Consider the following 3,644-nt stretch of genomic DNA (forward strand, 5'->3'; position numbering starts at 1 on the left):
ATCGTTAGATTGGATTAACGCTTTTGCTGTCTTAACAACAAAATCTTTACGTTGTCTAGAGACTTTTAAATGAAGGCGGGCTACTTTTGACTTCTGCTTTTGACGCTTGTTGCTTCCTTTTTTCTTCTTAGATAGCTGACGCTGCGCTTTCTTTAAACGCTTCTCAGCTTTACGAAGAAATCGAGGGTTGTTTACTTTTTCTCCATTGGAGTCAGTCAAGAAATGGTTTAAGCCAACATCAATTCCTATTTCCTTTCCTGTAGAATCAAGGGGTTCTACTCGTTCAAGGTCTAGAACAAATTGGCAATAGAATCCGTCAGCCCTTTTGATAAGCCTAATTCTTTTGATTAATGACTTATCTAAAATTTGACGATTATCAGAGCCAACTAACTTTAACTTACCAATTCCAGTTTTATCTGTGATCTGGATAGATTTTTTATCTTCTGATAATTTCCAACCACAAGTTTTATATTCCACAGACCTTGAGAACTTCTTAAATTTAGGGTAGCCTTTTTGAGCTAACCCTTCTTGCTCCGTCCGCTCGCCGAAGTCGATTCGGCGCGGGCGGTGCGCTTTTTTACAGTTGTCATAGAAACGGGAGATGGCAACCCAAGCTCTTTCGGCACTAGCTTGACGAGCCATAGAGTTAAGATTACTTACAAACGGAGTATCTGTATCATTACTCAACGTTGTTACAAATCGGCAAAGAGAAGCATAATTTATCTTATCTTCTCTGTTGGAATCCATCCAGAGTCTAAGGCACTTATTCCGAATGAACTGTCCTATTCTAATAGCTTCTAAGATAGCTATTTGTTGTTGTTGTGTAGCTTTAACCTTAAACTCTATGACTCGCATTGACCCGACCTCTCAATTTGAGATGTTATCACTATATCATCTCACCGTACAAGTTGTCAATAGGTATAGAAGCCAATTACTTTAAAACCCGCAGGGCTACGTTTAATCTTACTGTTCATATAGTGTTGGTGACTAAATATCGGAGAAAAGTATTCAAGAAAGAACATTTAGAGTTCTTAAATGAGGCTTTTAAGTCTATTGCTGATAAATGGGATGCCAGGATCGTAGAGTTTAGCGGTGAGTCGGACCATGTTCACATTCTTTTAACTTATCCCCCCCCATAAATTACTAAGCGGGTTAATTGCTAATTTGAAATCTACTTCAAGCCAGCTTTTGTGGGATAACTACAGTGACCATTTAAAGAAGATTTACTGGAAAGACAAGAGAGTATTATGGACAGGAGCTTACTTTGTGGCTAGTTGTGGTGGCGTTACGATAGATCAACTTAAAAAATATGTGGAGAGCCAAGACTCCCCAGAATATTAATTGTGCTTCGCTGTTTCTATATTGGTTGGCTTTTCATCTACGAGGTGAAACCGAGGGTTCCTTCAAGCCAACATTTAAGGTAAAAAGCATCTACCAAATTGCACCATGAAGTTTTTAGTCGATGCCCAATTGCCAGTTCGTTTAGCCCGTTTTTTACAAGCTGCTGGTCACGATACAATTCATACTAAAGATTTACCCCAACAGAATGCCACGACAGATGCAGAAATCAACGCTCTTTCAATTCAACAAAATCGTATTGTTATTACCAAAGACACAGATTTTCTTGATTCATTTTTAATTAGTCAAGAACCTTATAAGCTTCTGCTAGTGACTACAGGTAACATTACGAATGTCGAATTAGAAGTATTATTTCAGAATACTCTACCCCAAATAAAAGCACTTTTTACTCAACATTCGTTAATAGAAATTAGTCGCAACTCAATCATCGTTCATCATTAGTAGTAGGACAAGCTGAAATTAGCTTTAAGTGCTTAACGAAAGGAATAAAATATTTATCTGAAAAAAGCATCGGAAGATTATTTTCAATACAAAAGGAGGCAATAATAACATCAGCAGTTTTCCTAATAGTTATCGCCTTCTTGCGTAAATGGCGATAATTGTCCGCGCTTTTCAATGCCATTCTCAAACCTAGTAAATCATAAATAGTTAATGAAGTTAGTAAGCGATAGGCTATTTGATAATCCTTATCACTCCTAAAACCTTGGAGAACTTCGGTGAGAATAATATCACCAATAGCTATCGGTTCAACTCCCAGCAATAAATCAAGTTCTGTTGTTTCCGTAGTATTATAACCATTGAAATAATCAATCCAAACACTAGAATCCACAAGAATCATTGATTCTGCCTCATTTCCTCAAGGTTTCCTTCCCATTTAAGCTTACCTTTAAAGGCTTTAATTTTCTCCTGTTGTTTGAGTCGAATCAAAGTCTTAAGACCCAATTCAACAGCTTCTTGTTTAGTCTTTAAACCAGTAGCTTTAAGTGCATCAGCCATGAGTTGGTCATCAATGATAATGTTAGTTCTCATCCTATCCCTAGTTGTGTATAGTAGATTGTTAATATACACATTATATAGTATTTTACTGCTTTTAATTTCCGTCTTATTACTCCCTAATCTCAAATACCAATAATTGACCACAAGACAAAAACTCTGTGTCTGGAGTGGTTTGTATTATTTCTCCCAATAAAGATAAATAAAAATTATTATAAATTTATAAATAATTGGGAAATTTAAATATAAAAAGCCAATGCAACAAAACTTTACAAAACTAGATTTTGTGCGAATTTGCCCAAATTTAGCTGAAAAGCAGGATTCGTTACATTTCGTAATGTGATAAGATCGTGGTATGCTGTGGGCTTAGTATGACCATGTAACTTTGTAATCGCCGAAAACCCGCGCCAATCAAGGCACTTAATCCCTTATCACCTCCTAAAAGAGACATTAAGGGTTAAATTTTGCCAAGAAATTGCTTGAAGTTTTGTAAAGCAACTTGACCTAAAGACAGAAGTGTGTATGATCGTTCATCAATAATTTTACCCGGAGTGCTATGTATGGTTTCATCAGTTCATCGTATGGCTTCTGGCTGGGATTTAGCAGTTAATAACCGCAATGGTCAACTCGCTCTTGTGGTTGAGGTCAAGTGCAAAACCAACGTATCCCAAGAATGGGCGGCAAAACTCCGACGCAATATTCTGGCACACGGTACTTTTGCCAAGGCTCCCTATTTTTTGCTGGTCTTTCCTGACAGATTGTACTTATGGAGTAATGTTGGGGCTTTTCAGGAGCAGAGTGAACCTAGTTATATGATTGATGCCAGTCCCATTCTTCAGCCTTATTTTCAACGAGCAGGGGTAACGAATGACCAAATTAGTAGGCAAAGTCTTGAACTAATTGTTGCTTCCTGGTTGGGAGAGATTATTTATTCTGAAAAGCCGCCTGAAGCTCTCGATGATTCTCAGCGTTGGTTGATTGATTCAGGGTTGTATGCTGCTTTAGCTGGAGGAAAATTTCAGCATGAGGCGGCGGCGTGAATATCTATGTTGAAACAAATTTTGTTTTAGAGCTAACCTTCGAGCAAGAGCAGTGTCTAAGCTGTGAGCAGATTCTGCAACTTTGTGAAACAGGACAAGCCAAACTAATTAGGGTTTGCTGAAAGAAGCTACAACCTTTATTGGAAAAGGCTTTTAGCTAGATTGAGAGTCGCTTAGGTGCCCCTGAATCTGCTAAAATTACTCAAAACCCTTGCATCTTCTCTCCTTAGTACCAATGTATCGCAAGATTGA

At 37.8% G+C, this 3,644-nt stretch carries 7 protein-coding genes; 4 read left to right on the plus strand and 3 right to left on the minus strand.

The window, feature by feature from the left end:
* A partial coding sequence (locus IM479_RS03665) for an RNA-guided endonuclease InsQ/TnpB family protein (RefSeq protein WP_287685967.1) occupies nt 1-855 on the minus strand: 855 nt, incomplete at its 3' end.
* Between the two features lie 53 nt (nt 856-908).
* Between IM479_RS03665 and tnpA the strand changes: the two genes are divergently transcribed.
* The 3 genes from tnpA (at nt 909) to IM479_RS03670 (ending at nt 1,800) form a co-directional block, all read left to right on the plus strand.
* The gene (gene tnpA / locus IM479_RS22500; protein WP_353847758.1) at nt 909-1,139 is read left to right on the plus strand and encodes an IS200/IS605 family transposase; all 231 of its coding nucleotides are present in this window, start codon (nt 909-911) and stop codon (nt 1,137-1,139) included.
* On the plus strand, nt 1,126-1,341 hold the full coding sequence (locus IM479_RS22505; protein ID WP_353737569.1) for a transposase: 216 nt from the start codon (nt 1,126-1,128) through the stop codon (nt 1,339-1,341). The genes tnpA and IM479_RS22505 overlap by 14 nt, the downstream gene beginning before the upstream one ends.
* Before the next feature lie 105 nt (nt 1,342-1,446).
* Nucleotides 1,447-1,800, plus strand: a complete 354-nt coding sequence (locus IM479_RS03670) for a DUF5615 family PIN-like protein (protein WP_287685966.1) — start codon at nt 1,447-1,449, stop codon at nt 1,798-1,800.
* Here IM479_RS03670 and vapC read toward each other — a convergent pair.
* Nucleotides 1,784-2,197 carry a type II toxin-antitoxin system VapC family toxin gene (vapC, locus tag IM479_RS03675; protein ID WP_287685965.1) on the minus strand — a complete coding sequence of 138 codons (414 nt, stop codon included), beginning with the start codon at nt 2,195-2,197 and terminating at the stop codon, nt 1,784-1,786. The two genes, IM479_RS03670 and vapC, sit on opposite strands and share 17 nt — an antisense overlap.
* Nucleotides 2,194-2,388: a type II toxin-antitoxin system VapB family antitoxin gene (locus IM479_RS03680; RefSeq protein WP_287685964.1), complete on the minus strand. Its 195-nt coding sequence runs from the start codon at nt 2,386-2,388 to the stop codon at nt 2,194-2,196. The genes vapC and IM479_RS03680 overlap by 4 nt, the downstream gene beginning before the upstream one ends.
* A 524-nt stretch (nt 2,389-2,912) precedes the next feature.
* On the opposite strand from IM479_RS03680, the gene IM479_RS03685 reads away from it, so the two are divergent.
* Entirely contained in the window at nt 2,913-3,392 is a 480-nt protein-coding gene (locus IM479_RS03685) for a hypothetical protein (protein ID WP_287685963.1), read from the plus strand.
* Nucleotides 3,393-3,644: the final 252 nt, after the last annotated feature.

The organism is Microcystis sp. M165S2, assembly GCF_020245885.1.
In the GTDB taxonomy this organism is placed as follows: Bacteria; Cyanobacteriota; Cyanobacteriia; order Cyanobacteriales; family Microcystaceae; genus Microcystis.

What these genes read in the sequence shown, in the direction of transcription:
- IM479_RS03670 (WP_287685966.1), top strand. Translation starts at nt 1,447, where the DNA reads ATGAAGTTTTTAGTCGATGCCCAATTGCCAGTTCGTTTAGCCCGTTTT.
- vapC (WP_287685965.1), bottom strand. Translation starts at nt 2,197, where the DNA reads ATGATTCTTGTGGATTCTAGTGTTTGGATTGATTATTTCAATGGTTAT.
- IM479_RS03680 (WP_287685964.1), bottom strand. Translation starts at nt 2,388, where the DNA reads ATGAGAACTAACATTATCATTGATGACCAACTCATGGCTGATGCACTT.
- IM479_RS03685 (WP_287685963.1), top strand. Translation starts at nt 2,913, where the DNA reads ATGGTTTCATCAGTTCATCGTATGGCTTCTGGCTGGGATTTAGCAGTT.